This is a genomic window from Citrobacter sp. 21OH12SH02A-Citro (genome assembly GCF_027919895.1).
GTDB classification, from domain to species: Bacteria; Pseudomonadota; Gammaproteobacteria; order Enterobacterales; family Enterobacteriaceae; genus Citrobacter; species Citrobacter braakii.
In genome coordinates, this window is the sequence record NZ_CP114801.1 from 4,375,227 (window position 1) to 4,387,778 (window position 12,552).

Sequence of the window (12,552 nt, forward strand, 5' to 3'; positions counted from 1 at the left end):
GTTAAAGGTCGGCTGAAAAATTGACGCGTCATAATACTGGCGCCTGCCACTAAACTCAAGGTAATTGTACGATTATTTATCATGTCGCCATTAATACATATCCAGCAGCATTTTGACGCTGATGCAAATGGAGACAATGACAATCATGGGTCGGATAACTTTCTTGCCGCGCGTTAGTACGACCGTCGCGCCAAGACGTGCGCCGAGGGACTGCCCAGCAAACATCACCAGCCCCAGTGACCAGATCATTTTACCGCCAAAAATGAAGAACAAAATCGAGGCGATGTTGGACGCCAGGTTAATAAAATTCGAGTGAATTTGCGCCTTATCGATACTGTATCCCCACAGTAGGATATAGCTGAGGGTATAAAAGGAGCCAGCCCCGGCACCGAGAAAGCCGTCATAAAAACCAATGCATCCCCCGCCAATCAATGAGAAGAGAAACAGGGATACCTGCTGCTTTCTTTTCGGTTCGCTGAGATTTGGCGCAAAAATAAAGTAGATAGCGACCGCGATAATCAGGATCGGGAGCAGTTTCTTCAGCAGCTCCGGTTCAATGAACTGGATAAGCGTCGTTCCCATCGCAGAACCGATAAAGGCAGATAAAAACACATACTTGTGCTCCTGCACGTTGATATGCCCCCGGCGTAAAAAATAAATCCCGGAGGTCAGCGAGCTGCCCAGTGCCTGAATTTTATTGGTTGCCAGCGCATTCGCCGGGGGTAAACCAGAAATTAACAGTGCGCCAATCGAGAGAAAACCACCGCCGCCCGACACCACGTTAATAAAGCCTGCCACCAGCGCGACCATAAACATAATCACAAAGTAGCTGAAATCCATGAATGAAGTATCCATAAGTTTTTGCCTTATTATCATAAAGTTATATTAATTATCCGGCTCACTATAAACGGCGTACTCACCCGATTAAATTGACTATTTGGTAAGTGCTTATGCGCGAAAGACAGGTATTTTTCACCGCAGCGGTACACACCAGCGGCCTGTTAATAAAAGAAAAGATGGCTATGCGGTAATTTTTTGAACAACTGCATCAGAAATGGTCGCTATCGACTGCGCCGGTAACGGTTAAAATTACATCAGAAGCTAATCACTCACAGGAGAGAGGCAACCAGAGACCGCAGTCGAGGAGGTAGATATGCGAGCCCGTGTTTTGACCCTTCTGGCTATGCTTTTGCTTAGTGCAAATGCAACGGCAGCCATCAAAATTGACAATCATCAGGCCAGGAATATGGATGATGTGCAGAGCTTAGGCGTCATTTACATAAATCATAACTTCGCCACTGAAAGTGAAGCCACTCAGGCCCTGAATGAAGAGACCGATGCGCAAGGCGCAACCTACTACCACGTGATCCTCACCAGGGAACCCGGTAGTAACGGAAATATGCACGCCAGTGCAGATATTTACCGCTAGCACCAGAAATAACCAACGAGAACATTGCCGCAGTTTAATTTGCCCCCTTCACAGGGGGCTTTTTTTGCAAAAAAGTCCCACAGCCAGATCAATAACATCCCCTGAATGATTGGGCTCCAGGACTTAGTCGTTACTTCTGTCCGTAATAGGCGTTTGGACCGTGCTTACGCATGAAATGCTTATTCATCAGATAACTGTCTATGGGGCTAAGAGCCGGATTAATACCACGCGCAATCCATGCCATTTTTGCCACTTCCTCCATCACCACGGCGTTATGTAGCGCGTCGTGAGCATCCTTGCCCCAGGCAAACGGGCCATGCTGGTACACCACTACGCCAGGCGTATGCAAAGGTTCCACCTCCCCCAGCGTTTCGACAATCACCTTGCCGGTATTTAGCTCATACTCGCCCTGAACTTCAGCTTCAGTTAACGCCCTGGTGCAGGGAATATCGCCAAAGAAGTAATCCGCATGCGTCGTGCCGAACGAGGGAATTGCCAGACCCGCCTGCGCCCATGCCGTCGCGTGCGTTGAGTGGGTGTGCACCACGCCGCCGAGAGAAGAATAGCGGCGATACAGCTCCAGATGGGTGGCGGTATCAGAAGAAGGACGATAGCGCCCTTCCACTACGTTGCCGGCCAGATCCACAACCACCATGTCATCTACCTGCATCGTTTGGTAGTCGACGCCGCTAGGCTTAATCACCACCAGACCGCGCTCGCGGTCAATGGCGCTGACGTTCCCCCAGGTGAACGTCACCAGCCCGTAGCGCGGCAAATCCATATTGGCCTCAAAAACCTGCTGTTTAAGTTTTTGCATTACACCGCCTCCACCAGACCTGCGCTGGCCATTCGCGCCTTCACCCAGTCGCGCGCCTTCGCGACTTCACGTGCCGGGTCGTCCGACGTTTCACTCCACATCTCAATCAGGTATGGTCCGCAGTACCCACTCTGTTTGAGCGTCGCAAAACAACGTTCGAACTCAACAACCCCTTCACCAAACGGCACATTTTTGAATACACCGGGTTTGGTATCCTTCACGTGTACGGCAACGATATGACCCATCCCAGCCTGCAGCTCCATCTGCACGTCGTTATCCCACGCCGACAAATTGCCAATATCGGGATACAACTGGAACCACGGATTGTTGAGATAGTGGGCATAACCCAGTGCCTTGCTGATCGAATTCATCAGCGGATAATCCATGATTTCCATCGCCAGCGTCACCTGCGCGCGGCTCGCCATCTCCACGCTCTCTTTCAGCCCATCGCGAAACCGACGACGCGTTTCGTTATTGGCCTGCTGGTAATAGACGTCGTAACCCGCCAGTTGAATAACGCGAATACCGATATCCTGCGCAAACTGAATGGCTTTACGCATGATCTCCAGCCCCTGTTCGCGCACCGCATCATCTTCACTGCCAAGCGGGAAACGACGATGAGCGCTCAGGCACATGGACGGTACGCGTATCCCTGTCTCGGCGATAGCGGCCACCAGCGCCAGTCGCTGCTCGCGGCGCCAGTCAAGACGCGCCAGGCGATCGTCGGTTTCATCAACCGATATTTCGACAAAATCAAAGCCCAGTTCCTTCGTCAGCTGCAAGCGTTCCAGCCAGCACTCCCCGCCGGGGAGCGCTTTTTCATAGATACCGAGCGGGACCTGTTTCGACAACATAGTCGCTCCTTATCCCCACAGTTGGGCGATGGAACGTTTGAACTGACGCGCAGCGTCTACCGGAGAGGCGGCATCGCGAATGCTGCGTCCGGCAATAAAGACGTGGATAGGGATCCCCTGGAACAGCGGCAGATCCTCCAGCGCCAGGCCGCCGGTGACGGTGACCTTAAAGCCCATATCAGAAAGGTGTTTGATGGCGCTAATATCTGCCTCTCCCCATGCCACACCCGCCGCCTGCGCGTCACGGCTGCGGTGATATACCACTTGCCCAATGCCCGCGTCACGCCACTCCTGCGCCTGCTCCCAGGTCCAGTAACCAGTCAGTTCAATCTGCACGTCGCCATTAAATTCTTTCGCCACCTCCAGCGCCCCCCTGGTGGTGTTGATATCCGCACAGCAGATGACGGTAACCCAGTCAGCATTGGCTTCGAAACACATGCGCGAGAGGATTTTACCCGCGTCGGCGATTTTGGCATCCGCCAGCACAATTTTATGCGGATAAAGCGCCTTCAGATCGCGTACGGCGCGCACCCCCTCAGCCACGCAAAGAATCGTGCCCACCTCAATGATATCGACCTCTTCGGCAATCAGACGCGTCGTTTCATAGGCGGAAGACATTGATTGGTTATCCAGCGCAACCTGCAACATAGGTAATGACATTTTGGTATCCTTTTAAACAGCCGCCGCAGTGGCGTTATCAATTAAATCCAGCACTTCCTGCGCGGTACGGCAGGCACGTAAACGGTCGAAATTGGCTTCGTCGTCAAAGAGATTCACGATCTGCATGATGCCGACTTCCTGATGTGTGTTGGCGTCTACTGCCGCCATGGTGATCAGGATATCGACCGGGTCGTTATCTTCGTGGTTAAACACCAGCGGTGTTTTCAGCGTCACCAGCGCAAAACCGGTTTTCTTAACCCCTTCCTCCGGACGGCCGTGCGGCATCGCCAGGCCCGGCGCAATCACGAAATACGGGCCGAACTGTTCGACTCCGTCGAGGATGGCCTGGTAGTAGCGTGGTTCAACCACATCAGCCTTAACCAGCAGATCCACGCTCAGCTTTACCGCTTCCTGCCAGGAGCTGGCCTCAGCCTGTAAAAGGATGGTGTTATTGTCTGCCAGCGAATCACGTAATTTCATAGGCCGCCTCCTTACTTCACGTCCTGAGGGAAATGCGCGTTGATCACTTCCAGCAGTTTTGGTCCAAAATCGGCGGGAGACAGCATGTTGCGTACGCCAACAACATATTTATTGCCCGATACGGTAATCTCACCGGCGATATGGGTAGAAGCGATGATGATATCCGCGCCGCTCAGTTCACTTTTGTATTCACCTACTGCGCAACTGTTTACCGTATGGTCAATATTTGACTGGGTTAAAAACTGATCCACCTTCATCTTCATGATCATGGAACTCCCCTGCCCATTGCCACATACAGCCAAAATACGTACGGTCATAATCGGAACTCCTTATTAAGCAGAGTGTTCTGCCAGTTGTTTTTCTGCGTCTTCCTCAGCGCGCAAGGTGCGTCCTGCGAAAAACATATAAGCCAGTGCAATCAGAATAATGACGGCCATAAACACGATGCCGATGGAGGCAAAGCCCTGCATCATCGGCGGCGCCAGAATTGACCAGTCCGCCATGCCCATCCAGGCGCTCATCCCGGTGAGCTTCACCGCCCAGACGCAGCCGAAGATTTCGATCATCCCCATCACCAGGCAAATCTTGAGCGCCGCGCGCCAGCCGCCAAAGTGGTTAGCAAACACGCCGATAGTCGCGTTCGAGAAGAACATCGGAATAAAGCCAGGGATAATCAGAATAGAAGAGCCGCAACCCACCAGGATGCCCACCGCAATCAGTTGGCCGATGGTGCCCCACATAAAGCCCCAGACCACCGCGTTGGGCGCAAAGCTATAAATCGCCGCGCAGTCGATAGCCAGCACTGCACCCGGGATCAGACGTTGAGAGATACCGTTGAACGCTTCTGAAAGCTCAGCAACGAACATACGAACGCCCTGAGTGATGATGAAAATAGCGACGGCAAACGAAAAACCGGTCTGCAGGATATAGACCGTCCAGTGGGTTTTACCCGCCATCGCCTGAACCACATCAATACCGAAAGAGAGCAGGATCGCGCCGAAGAAGAGGGTCATAACAATCGCGGTAGAAACGATGTTGTCATGGAAGATATTCAGCCAGCCCGGCAGCTTCAGATCTTCAACACTCTCCTCTTTCTTACCCAGATAAGGCGCGACTTTGTAGGCAATCCATGAAGCGAACTGCTGCTGGTGACCGATGGAGAAACCGCAGCCGTCGGTCACTTCCTGCGTCGGCTTGTACATCATATTGGAAGTAATGCCCCAGTAGAGGGACACCAGCACCGCGGTGCAGATGATGGTGGTCCACATCGGGTAACCAAAGATGTAGAGAGAGACGGCAATCAGGCCCGCCTGCTGGAACATAATGTGGCCGGTCAGCATGATGGTGCGAATGCCGGTAATACGCCGTAGCAGTACGTAACAAATATTCAGCGCCAGCGCCAACAGCACAGCATAACCCACCCAACTATAGGCATCGCCCATACGTTCGATGGTTGCCATCATGGAGGCATAGGTATCGGAAATCGCACCATTGATACCGTAAACTTCGGACATCTTCGCCACCACCGGTTTAAACGTGCTGGTCAGAATGCCCGATCCCGCTTGCAGCAACATAAAACCGATAATCGTTTTGATCGTGCCTTTGATAATAACGCTGACGCTTTTACGCAGCAGGATGTAACCAAGACAGGTCACAATACCCAACAGCAAGGGCGCGTTGGTCATAACCTGATTAAAAAAGACGGTAAAGATGTTGTAGAGGATCTCCATAACGATCTCCAGTAGACGAAGTTGCTGAACATTCATTACAGATGCCCAGGATGTTGTGCCCTCACTCTAATTTTCAAAAGTAATCACAACAAGATTGAATTTGATTAAATGTGATGCAGTACGCAAATAATTCACACACTTGTAGAGTGGCTTTACTTCTAATTCATCGACGACAAAATAAACTCTATTAAAACAATAAAATACAAATCCAACATTCAAGTAAACCATCCTGTCACGCTGTGACTTGATCACATTCCCCGCTGAAAACCAAAAATCAACGCATTGCCTTCTTGAAAAAATGATGTCAATATCAATCAAAACAAATCATAAATTGATTAAATATGAACAAGCATAAAGGTAAATGCGATGAGTAAAGTAAAAAGCATCACGCGTGAATCATGGATCCTGAGCACATTCCCGGAGTGGGGAAGTTGGCTGAATGAAGAGATCGAACAGGAGCAGGTCGCCCCGGGCACATTCGCTATGTGGTGGCTTGGCTGTACCGGCATCTGGCTGAAGTCGGAAGGCGGGACGAACATCTGCGTCGATTTCTGGTGCGGAACGGGTAAACAGAGTCACGGCAACCCGCTAATGAAAACTGGCCACCAGATGCAGCGCATGGCTGGGGTGAAGAAACTGCAGCCAAACCTGCGCACCACGCCGTTTGTTCTTGATCCGTTTGCAATTCGACAGATCGATGCGGTGCTGGCGACACACGATCATAACGATCACATCGACGTGAATGTCGCGGCCGCCGTCATGCAAAACTGCGCCGATGACGTGCCATTTATCGGGCCGCAAACCTGTGTGGATCTGTGGATCGGTTGGGGTGTGCCAAAAGAGCGCTGCATCGTGGTAAAACCAGGCGATGTGGTGAAAGTGAAAGATATTGAAATTCATGCGCTTGACGCGTTTGATCGTACGGCATTAATCACGCTACCTGCCGATCAAAAAGCGGCAGGTGTGCTGCCGGATGGTATGGATGCACGTGCGGTAAACTACCTGTTCAAAACACCGGGCGGTACGCTGTACCACAGCGGAGACTCGCACTACTCTAACTACTACGCAAAGCATGGCAACGAGCACCAGATCGACGTAGCGCTCGGCTCCTATGGTGAAAATCCGCGCGGGATTACGGACAAAATGACCAGCTCCGACATGCTGCGCATGGCGGAAGCGTTGAATACGAAAGTGGTGATCCCTTTCCATCATGACATCTGGTCAAACTTCCAGGCCGACCCTCAGGAGATCCGCGTACTGTGGGAGATGAAAAAAGATCGACTGAAGTATGGCTTTAAGCCGTTTATCTGGCAGGTGGGCGGCAAGTTCACCTGGCCGCTGGACAAAGATAACTTTGAATATCACTATCCGCGCGGCTTTGATGACTGCTTCACGATTGAACCGGATCTGCCGTTTAAATCCTTCTTGTGACCCCTACAAAATGCCGGGCTATTCCGGCATTTTTTCCCATTTACTTTAGTATTTCCAGGCTATTTCAAATATCATCTTTTCAAATCAATTTGTATCGGAATAGCTCATGACTGAAGCACAAAGACATCAAATATTGCTGGATATGCTGGCGCAGTTGGGCTTTGTTACCGTTGAGAACGTGATTGAGCGTCTGGGGATTTCACCAGCCACAGCACGCCGGGACATCAATAAACTCGACGAAAGCGGCAAACTCAAGAAAGTCCGCAATGGCGCAGAAGCCATCACCCAGCAACGTCCGCGCTGGACACCTATGAATCTGCATCAGGCGCAGAACCACGATGAAAAAGTTCGCATTGCCAAGGCCGCATCCCAGCTTGTAAATGCGGGTGAAAGCGTGGTGATCAACTGCGGATCAACCGCCTTCCTGCTTGGTCGTGAAATGTGCGGCAAGCCGGTGCAGATCATCACCAATTATCTGCCGCTGGCGAACTATCTGATCGACCAGGAGCATGACAGCGTGATCATCATGGGAGGGCAATACAACAAAAGCCAGTCCATCACGCTTAGTCCGCAAGGCAGCGAAAATAGCCTGTATGCCGGACACTGGATGTTTACCAGCGGTAAAGGGTTGACCGCGGACGGACTGTATAAAACCGATATGCTAACCGCGATGGCTGAGCAGAAGATGCTTAACGTAGTGGGTAAACTGGTGGTGCTGGTCGATAGCAGTAAGGTCGGTGAACGCGCGGGGATGCTGTTCAGTCGCGCCGATCAAATCGATATGCTCATTACCGGCAAAAACGCTAACCCTGAGATTCTGCAACAACTTGAAGCTCAGGGCGTAAGCATCGTTCGCGTTTAAAGGTGCTGGCGAAAAAACGTTACCGTCGCAGCCAGCGCCTCTGGCGTGATGCGGTGGCGTACGCCCGCTTCCCACAGGCAGGTTAAATTGTTATCCAGCCCTGCCTGAATCAGCGCCTGCTGTAAGCGGAAGGTTTCAACCGCGGGCACCACATCGTCCTCCTGTCCATGCCACAACAGCAACGGTCTGTCGGCCAGCCGTTGTAGCTGATGCGTAACGTCCCATTCGGCGAGCGGTGCGATAACGGCATCGAACTCCGCCTGCTGCTCTGGCGTCTGGACTCGTAAAGGGGGAAAAAGCGTCTGTGCAAGACGGGTAAAATAGCCCGAACCCATCAGGCTGGCTACACATTTAACCTCGGGATGGCGGGCCATAATGCCCAACGCCGTCATGCCTCCCATCGACGCCCCCGCAACAGCAAGTCTTTCATCTGATAGCCAATTTTCCGCCACCAGCGCCGCACGTAACGTCGTAAACTCCTGCATGTTTTGCTGCAATATATGCCAGAAGCGGAACATTCGCTCCTGAGCATCACCGTTGAAGCGGGCACCATGGTCAGGCGCATCTGGCATGACAACCCGGAATCCGGCCTGAGCCAGAGCAACGGCAAAATAGCTATAGACCAGACTTGAAGATGTAAACCCGTGATAAAAAATAATGCAAGGGAGTGAACATTCGCGTTTGCCAGCCGGAACGGCGTGCAAGACAGGGATACCAGCCAACTGTCGTGTTTCAATTTCGATCATTTGTCGCCTCTTTTTTTCTGGTATGCCATGCAGCAATACTTAACGCAAGCGAATGTGTTCGGCAATGATTCATAATGTTGAGAACTGGGTTACGCTTTCGCAACATTTTCATTCGAAAATCGCGTGAGAGATAACACTTCGGGAACATTCCCCTAAAGGGAAATTGATAAGGCACTACACTATGGCTATCAGGAAACGAGATAGAGTTATGCGTCGGTTTGCCTCTTTATTGCTGGTGATGCTTTTAAGCGCCTGTAGCGTGCTACAGGCAACGCCCCAACCCGCACCGCCCGTTGCCGACCACCCGCAGGAGATCCGCCGTGACCAGAGTAATGGGTTACAGCGAATAGGAACGGTCAGCGCGCTGGTAAGAGGCTCTCCGGATGATGCGCTGGCAGAGATCCGTGACAAAGCCGTCGCGGCTAAAGCTGATTACTACGTGGTTTTATTAGTGGATGAAACCATCGTGACAGGCCAATGGTATTCACAGGCTATTTTGTATCGTAAATAACATTGGGTAGGAATTTAGTCAGCTTTACATTGCTTTGCGCCGCTATGCGTTTACCTGTGCACAATAAACCAACAGCAGGAAGCTTGAGGTTTATGATCGCGATGGAATGCCCTGCCGTGTGTAGGGGTACGAATAATGGAGCTGACGATGAAACAATCACTTGCCTTATCCTCACTGCTGCTTTCTGCCGGACTGGTAGGTACTACGGCGCAGTCTGCCGAGTTCGCCAGTGCTGACTGCGTTACAGGCCTGAACGAAATTGGCCTGATATCTGTCAGTAACATTGCAGGGAATCCGCAGGATGTAGAACGAGTAATCGCGTTAAAAGCGGATGAACAGGGTGCCTCATGGTATCGGATCATTCAGATGTACGAAGACCAGCAGCCCGACAACTGGCGCGTACAGGCCATTCTCTATGCTTAACAGATTGCCGGATGGCGTAAACTTATCCGGCCTACATTGAATGTAGGCATGATAAGGCGCGCCAGCGTCGCCATCAGGCATATTATTACCGTAATCCCCCCGTTGCCCGCAGGAGCAAGTCGTTCAGCACCTGTTCGGACAATCGTAGTCCACCACGCGTATCGAGCATCATTTGACACCAGGCCTGCGCCACTGGCGGAGAGGCATAGCGCAACATCTGCGCCCCGCAACCGAGCAGGAAAAGCTGCTGTGTAATCTCCCGTCCCAACTCCTCGCTGGGTTTACGTAAACGCTGCTGTAGTTGACGTACCATTCGATCGTAATGTCGGTCTTGCCCTTTTACCTCAGCAAAGGCTTCGCTGAGCATATCGTATATGCCGGGTTGTTTTGTCAGCACCCGCAATACATCGAGGCACATAATGTTGCCAGAGCCCTCCCAGATACTGTTTACCGGCATCTCACGATACAGGCGCGGCAATTCACTCTCCTCGCAGTAGCCAATCCCGCCGAGCACTTCCATCGCCTCTGCAACAAACGGCATACCGGCCTTGCAAACAGAGAATTTCGCTGCTGGTGTGAACAACCTGGCCCACAGAGATTCTTTGGCATCAGCGCGACGGTCCCAGGCCCGCGCCAGTCGGAACAGTAACGCCGTCTGACCTTCCAGTTGGAGCGCCATCCGACCTAATACCTGGCGCATCATCGGTTGTTCGATCAATGGTTTGCCAAAAACCTGTCGCTGGTGCGCATGGTAAATCGCGACAGAAAAAGCACGTCGCATCATGCCATGACTGCCGAGCGCACAGTCAAAACGCGTCATCCCACCCATTTTCAGGATATGACGTATACCTTCCCCTTCTTCACCCAATAGCCAGCCAATCGCATCGTGGAATTCAACCTCGCAGCTGGCGTTGGAGCGATTGCCTAACTTATCTTTCAGCCGCTCCAGACGGATAGCATTACGCTGCCCGTCGGGTAAAAATCGCGGTACAAAAAAGCAGGATAAGCCTCCCTTTGCCTGGGCCAGTACCAAATGGGCATCGCTTTGCGGCACGGAGAAAAACCACTTATGTCCCACCAGCCGATACGAGCCGTCTGTAAGACGTTCTGCCTGAGTGGTATTGCTTAGCACATCTGACCCCCCCTGCTTCTCGGTCATTCCCATGCCGATCAATAACCCACGCTTTTGCCCTCCGGGCAGTAAATGCGAGTCATAACGGTCGCTTAGCAGCGGCGTAAACCAGTCGTGAAAGGGTGCAGGTAACATCTGAAGTAACAACGGCGTGGCGGCAAAAGTCATGGTAACCGGACACAACGTGCCCGCTTCCACCTGCGCATGCAGCATGAAACGGGCCGCCCGGGCAACAAATGTTCCCTGCCTCGCGTCTTCTTCCCAGGCCAGATTATGTACGCGATTGGCGCACAATCCCTGCATCAGTAAATGCCAGGCAGGATGAAAACGCACATCATCCAGCCGCTGACCCTGCGAGTCGTAGCGCAATAACTCGGGTGGAAAAGCATTGGCCAGACGGCCAAGCTCGAGCGACTCGGCAGTCCCTAGCTGCTGACCAATACTGGCGAGAAGATCGCTGTCCCAGCCAGCGCCTTCACGGATAACCGCTTCACACAGCGCGCCATCGGACAGATATAAGTTGCTGTTATTGAGCGGTACAGGTTGGTTAAAAACGGTATGCGTTTGCCAGTGCATTGTGTCTCCCTCCGTCAATGGCCGTCACCTTAAGTATGGTCAGGCAGAGGGGAGCACGCATGGGACAACGGTCACAAAAAAGCCATCCCGAAGGATGGCTTGAGATAAGAGAGAAATGAGGGAGATAGTTTAGCCGCGCTGGCGTACAGCCTCAAACAGGCAGATGCCCGTCGCAACTGAAACGTTCAGCGACGAAACGCTCCCAGCCATCGGGATGCTGATCAGTTCGTCACAGTGTTCGCGGGTCAAACGACGCATACCTTCACCCTCTGCGCCCATCACCAGCGCCAGACGTCCGGTCATTTTGCTCTGGTAGAGAGTATGGTCAGCTTCACCTGCGGTTCCGACGATCCAGATATTCTCTTCCTGCAGCATACGCATAGTGCGCGCCAGGTTGGTCACACGGATCAGCGGTACACTTTCTGCCGCGCCGCAGGCCACTTTTTTCGCCGTTGCATTCAACTGCGCAGAACGATCCTTCGGTACGATAACAGCATGGACGCCAGCAGCATCGGCGCTACGCAGGCATGCCCCCAGGTTATGCGGATCGGTAACACCATCGAGGATCAAAAAGAACGGCTGATCGAGCGTAGCAATCAGATCCGGCAGATCGTTTTCCTGATACTGACGACCCGGCTTCACGCGAGCAATAATTCCCTGATGTACCGCACCCTCGCTTTTCTCATCCAGGAACTGGCGGTTAGCCAGCTGAATGACAACACCCTGTGCTTCCAGTGCGTGGATCAGCGGCAGCAGGCGTTTATCTTCACGACCTTTGAGAATAAAGACGTCCTGGAAGCGCTCAGGCGCACGTTCCAGCAGAGCCTGCACCGCATGGATGCCGTAAATCATTTCACTCATGAATGTACTCGTTAATAGTTTATGCGTAACGCGGGCAACG

At 52.3% G+C, this 12,552-nt stretch carries 15 protein-coding genes; 5 read left to right on the forward strand and 10 right to left on the reverse strand.

Features of this window, described 5'->3' with window-relative positions:
* Positions 1–90: 90 nt before the first annotated feature.
* The gene (locus O6D90_RS21100) at positions 91–855 is read right to left on the reverse strand and encodes a TSUP family transporter (RefSeq protein ID WP_016151432.1); all 765 of its coding nucleotides are present in this window, start codon (positions 853–855) and stop codon (positions 91–93) included.
* Between the two features lie 298 nt (positions 856–1,153).
* Here O6D90_RS21100 and yjfY point away from each other — a divergent pair, with 298 nt between their 5' ends.
* Entirely contained in the window at positions 1,154–1,429 is a 276-nt protein-coding gene (gene yjfY / locus O6D90_RS21105; RefSeq protein WP_016155520.1) for a DUF1471 family protein YjfY, read from the forward strand.
* A gap of 130 nt (positions 1,430–1,559) precedes the next feature.
* On the opposite strand, the gene O6D90_RS21110 is transcribed toward yjfY, so the two are convergent.
* Genes O6D90_RS21110 through ulaA form a run of 6 tightly spaced genes read right to left on the reverse strand, consistent with a single transcriptional unit; the run spans position 1,560 to position 5,970 of the window.
* Positions 1,560–2,246 (reverse strand): L-ribulose-5-phosphate 4-epimerase, encoded by a 687-nt coding sequence (locus O6D90_RS21110; RefSeq protein WP_016155519.1) that lies wholly within the window; start codon positions 2,244–2,246, stop codon positions 1,560–1,562.
* Complete coding sequence (locus O6D90_RS21115; RefSeq protein ID WP_016155518.1) at positions 2,246–3,100, reverse strand: L-ribulose-5-phosphate 3-epimerase; 855 nt, start codon at positions 3,098–3,100, stop codon at positions 2,246–2,248. Before O6D90_RS21115 ends, O6D90_RS21110 begins: the two co-directional genes overlap by 1 nt.
* A gap of 9 nt (positions 3,101–3,109) precedes the next feature.
* A complete protein-coding gene (locus tag O6D90_RS21120; RefSeq protein WP_016155517.1) occupies positions 3,110–3,760 on the reverse strand; it encodes a 3-keto-L-gulonate-6-phosphate decarboxylase UlaD in 651 nt (216 codons plus the stop codon).
* Positions 3,761–3,772: 12 nt separating this feature from the next.
* Positions 3,773–4,240: a PTS ascorbate transporter subunit IIA gene (ulaC, locus tag O6D90_RS21125; protein ID WP_016155516.1), complete on the reverse strand. Its 468-nt coding sequence runs from the start codon at positions 4,238–4,240 to the stop codon at positions 3,773–3,775.
* Positions 4,241–4,251: 11 nt separating this feature from the next.
* A complete protein-coding gene (gene ulaB, locus O6D90_RS21130; RefSeq protein ID WP_016151426.1) occupies positions 4,252–4,557 on the reverse strand; it encodes a PTS ascorbate transporter subunit IIB in 306 nt (101 codons plus the stop codon).
* A 15-nt stretch (positions 4,558–4,572) separates the two neighbouring features.
* Positions 4,573–5,970, reverse strand: a complete 1,398-nt coding sequence (gene ulaA / locus O6D90_RS21135) for a PTS ascorbate transporter subunit IIC (RefSeq protein ID WP_016155515.1) — start codon at positions 5,968–5,970, stop codon at positions 4,573–4,575.
* Between the two features lie 366 nt (positions 5,971–6,336).
* Here ulaA and ulaG point away from each other — a divergent pair, with 366 nt between their 5' ends.
* Positions 6,337–7,401, forward strand: coding sequence for an L-ascorbate 6-phosphate lactonase (ulaG, locus tag O6D90_RS21140; protein WP_016151424.1), 1,065 nt, complete (start codon positions 6,337–6,339; stop codon positions 7,399–7,401).
* A gap of 106 nt (positions 7,402–7,507) precedes the next feature.
* Positions 7,508–8,263, forward strand: coding sequence for an HTH-type transcriptional regulator UlaR (ulaR, locus tag O6D90_RS21145; RefSeq protein WP_016151423.1), 756 nt, complete (start codon positions 7,508–7,510; stop codon positions 8,261–8,263).
* On the opposite strand, the gene yjfP is transcribed toward ulaR, so the two are convergent.
* Complete coding sequence (gene yjfP, locus O6D90_RS21150) at positions 8,260–9,009, reverse strand: esterase (RefSeq protein ID WP_016155514.1); 750 nt, start codon at positions 9,007–9,009, stop codon at positions 8,260–8,262. The genes ulaR and yjfP overlap by 4 nt on opposite strands.
* A 181-nt stretch (positions 9,010–9,190) precedes the next feature.
* Between yjfP and bsmA the strand changes: the two genes are divergently transcribed.
* Together bsmA and yjfN are read left to right on the forward strand one after the other, a co-directional pair.
* Positions 9,191–9,520 (forward strand): biofilm peroxide resistance protein BsmA, encoded by a 330-nt coding sequence (bsmA, locus tag O6D90_RS21155; RefSeq protein WP_032930955.1) that lies wholly within the window; start codon positions 9,191–9,193, stop codon positions 9,518–9,520.
* A 147-nt stretch (positions 9,521–9,667) separates the two neighbouring features.
* Positions 9,668–9,943, forward strand: coding sequence for a DUF1471 family protease activator YjfN (yjfN, locus tag O6D90_RS21160; protein WP_016155512.1), 276 nt, complete (start codon positions 9,668–9,670; stop codon positions 9,941–9,943).
* Between the two features lie 85 nt (positions 9,944–10,028).
* On the opposite strand, the gene O6D90_RS21165 is transcribed toward yjfN, so the two are convergent.
* Together O6D90_RS21165 and rlmB are read right to left on the reverse strand one after the other, a co-directional pair.
* On the reverse strand, positions 10,029–11,651 hold the full coding sequence (locus O6D90_RS21165) for an isovaleryl-CoA dehydrogenase (protein ID WP_016155511.1): 1,623 nt from the start codon (positions 11,649–11,651) through the stop codon (positions 10,029–10,031).
* A 129-nt stretch (positions 11,652–11,780) separates the two neighbouring features.
* A complete protein-coding gene (rlmB, locus tag O6D90_RS21170; RefSeq protein WP_003830482.1) occupies positions 11,781–12,512 on the reverse strand; it encodes a 23S rRNA (guanosine(2251)-2'-O)-methyltransferase RlmB in 732 nt (243 codons plus the stop codon).
* Positions 12,513–12,552 lie beyond the last annotated feature (40 nt).

Bases quoted from the DNA above. Each gene is read 5' to 3' on its own strand.
- O6D90_RS21110 (WP_016155519.1), bottom strand. From the start codon at position 2,246: ATGCAAAAACTTAAACAGCAGGTTTTTGAGGCCAATATGGATTTGCCG.
- O6D90_RS21120 (WP_016155517.1), bottom strand. From the start codon at position 3,760: ATGTCATTACCTATGTTGCAGGTTGCGCTGGATAACCAATCAATGTCT.
- ulaR (WP_016151423.1), top strand. From the start codon at position 7,508: ATGACTGAAGCACAAAGACATCAAATATTGCTGGATATGCTGGCGCAG.
- rlmB (WP_003830482.1), bottom strand. From the start codon at position 12,512: ATGAGTGAAATGATTTACGGCATCCATGCGGTGCAGGCTCTGCTGGAA.
- ulaC (WP_016155516.1), bottom strand. From the start codon at position 4,240: ATGAAATTACGTGATTCGCTGGCAGACAATAACACCATCCTTTTACAG.
- ulaA (WP_016155515.1), bottom strand. From the start codon at position 5,970: ATGGAGATCCTCTACAACATCTTTACCGTCTTTTTTAATCAGGTTATG.
- yjfP (WP_016155514.1), bottom strand. From the start codon at position 9,009: ATGATCGAAATTGAAACACGACAGTTGGCTGGTATCCCTGTCTTGCAC.
- ulaG (WP_016151424.1), top strand. From the start codon at position 6,337: ATGAGTAAAGTAAAAAGCATCACGCGTGAATCATGGATCCTGAGCACA.
- yjfY (WP_016155520.1), top strand. From the start codon at position 1,154: ATGCGAGCCCGTGTTTTGACCCTTCTGGCTATGCTTTTGCTTAGTGCA.
- yjfN (WP_016155512.1), top strand. From the start codon at position 9,668: ATGAAACAATCACTTGCCTTATCCTCACTGCTGCTTTCTGCCGGACTG.
- O6D90_RS21165 (WP_016155511.1), bottom strand. From the start codon at position 11,651: ATGCACTGGCAAACGCATACCGTTTTTAACCAACCTGTACCGCTCAAT.
- bsmA (WP_032930955.1), top strand. From the start codon at position 9,191: ATGGCTATCAGGAAACGAGATAGAGTTATGCGTCGGTTTGCCTCTTTA.
- ulaB (WP_016151426.1), bottom strand. From the start codon at position 4,557: ATGACCGTACGTATTTTGGCTGTATGTGGCAATGGGCAGGGGAGTTCC.
- O6D90_RS21100 (WP_016151432.1), bottom strand. From the start codon at position 855: ATGGATACTTCATTCATGGATTTCAGCTACTTTGTGATTATGTTTATG.
- O6D90_RS21115 (WP_016155518.1), bottom strand. From the start codon at position 3,100: ATGTTGTCGAAACAGGTCCCGCTCGGTATCTATGAAAAAGCGCTCCCC.